Source organism: Microbacterium sp. (assembly GCF_031988965.1).
Lineage (GTDB): Bacteria > Actinomycetota > Actinomycetes > Actinomycetales > Microbacteriaceae > Microbacterium.
This window is the reverse complement of sequence record NZ_DALZXX010000262.1, coordinates 1-1887: the sequence shown is the minus strand read 5'-3', so window position 1 is coordinate 1887 and position 1887 is coordinate 1. Positions and strand designations below refer to the sequence as shown.

Annotated in this window: 1 protein-coding gene and 1 pseudogene; both read left to right on the top strand. The window is 71.4% G+C overall.

The window, feature by feature from the left end; genetic code table 11:
- Positions 1 to 990: S8/S53 family peptidase (locus tag RTM68_RS18535; RefSeq protein ID WP_312173786.1), on the top strand; the 990-nt coding region annotated here is incomplete at its 5' end.
- Positions 991 to 1476: 486 nt separating this feature from the next.
- Positions 1477 to 1887, top strand: a pseudogene (locus tag RTM68_RS18530) (hypothetical protein); the annotation flags it as partial.

Genomic DNA, 1887 nt, shown 5'->3' with positions numbered 1-1887 from the left:
GCCTGGCTCGGCCCTGCGCCGCTGCGCACCGCTGCTCCGAAGCGGGGCCGCCGGCCGGTCGTGGCAGTGCTCGACACCGGCTGCGGTGTGCATGACTGGCTGCCCGATGACATCGTCACCCGCCACATCGAGCTCGACGGAGTGCCGATCGGCCTCACCGATGACGCCGATCCCGAGCGTTACCCCGACCTCTACGGACAGCTCGACGGCGAGATCGATGCGGTCGCGGGTCACGGCACCTTCATCGCGGGCATCATCCGGCAGACGGCGCCGGATGCCGACATCCTGTCGATCCGCATGGCCGGGGCGCTCGGCGTGATCGACGAGAGCACGTTCCTCATCACCGTGGCGCAGGTCGTCGAGCTGCTGCGCCGTCACCGCGAAGACCCGAAGACCGGGCACCCGATCGACGTGCTGAACCTGTCGCTCGGGTACTACCACGAGACCCCGGTCGACGGTCAGTTCAGCACGACGCTCAACGCTTTGCTCACCACGGCCCGGGAGCTCGGCTGCGTGGTCGTGTGCTCGGCGGGCAACGATGCGATCGATCGGCCGTCGTTCCCGGCATCCCTCTGGCCCTGGCCCGGCGCCGACAACGGCATCCACCCGGACACGGACGCGCCGCACGTCTCGGTGGGTGCGCTCAACCCGTCTGCGCGGTCGGTCGCTCTCTTCTCGAACGTCGGGCCGTGGGTGCAGGTGTACGCCCCGGGAGCGGCGGTCGTCAGCACCTCCCCGGCGTTCGTGGGGGGCGAGCAGGCGATGACGAGGGCAGATGTCGAGGGCCTGCGCCGAGAGACGATCGACCCTGACGACTACCGCGGCGGGTTCGCGATCTGGAGCGGCACGTCGTTCGCGGCTCCCTACGTCGCGGGGCGCATCGCCGCCCAGCTCGGCACGGTTCCGGTGCAGGGCGTGAGGCCGGATGCCGCGGCCAAGGCGGTCGCCGCCGTGCTCAAGACACTGCCTGCCCCGGTCGAGCGGGGGTAGCCGGGTGGATGGGGGTTGCCGGGGCGGACGGCTGACCATCCCCCGCCCGGCCCCGGACGGCTGACCATCCCCCGCATGGCTGACCGAACCGGCACCTACCGTCAGCCATCCGGGCACCGATCAGCCATTCGGCCGCGCGAGACGCCGGAGGACCCATCTCCGTACGGCTGACCATCCCCCGCATGGCTGACCGAACCAGCACACCCCGTCAGCCATCCGGGCACCGATCAGCCATTCCGCCGCGCGAGACCCCGGCCCGCCCCCGGACGACTGAGACCCCGCACCTGGCCGCCCTCCGAACGCGCCCCCGCCCGGCCCAGAACGGCTGACCATCCCCCGCATGGCTGACCGAACCGGCACACACCGACAGCCATCCGGGCACCGATCAGCCATTCCGCCGACGCCGGACGCCGGACGACCCAACCCGGAACCACGGATGCCGTCACAGGCCTTCCCTGACACCGAGCGGACCGGCATTCTGGTTGGATGCCCCTGACTGCGCGCGAGCTGCATCAGCGCGGCGTCGACGCAGCCAACTCCCGACGGTTCGCGCAGGCTCGACGCGCGCTGGCCGCGGCATCCGACCGCACCGACGACGACGATCTGCTCGCACGCATCGACGGCACCCTCGCATACGTCCTCGCGCAGACCGGCGAACCCGCCGAGGCCGAGCGGCTGTCGCGGGCGGCACTCGCTCGTCCCGGGCTCAGCGGCGAGACGGTCGCCCTGGCGAACGGACAGCTCGGCACCCTGCTCATGCACGGCGGGCGCCTGGATGAGGCCGACGAGTTCCTGACGAGGGCGATCGACGGCCTCGACGACGGGTCGATCCCGAGCGCGAACCTGCTGATGAGCCGGTCCATCGTGAGCATGCAGCTCCACCGCCTCGATGACTGC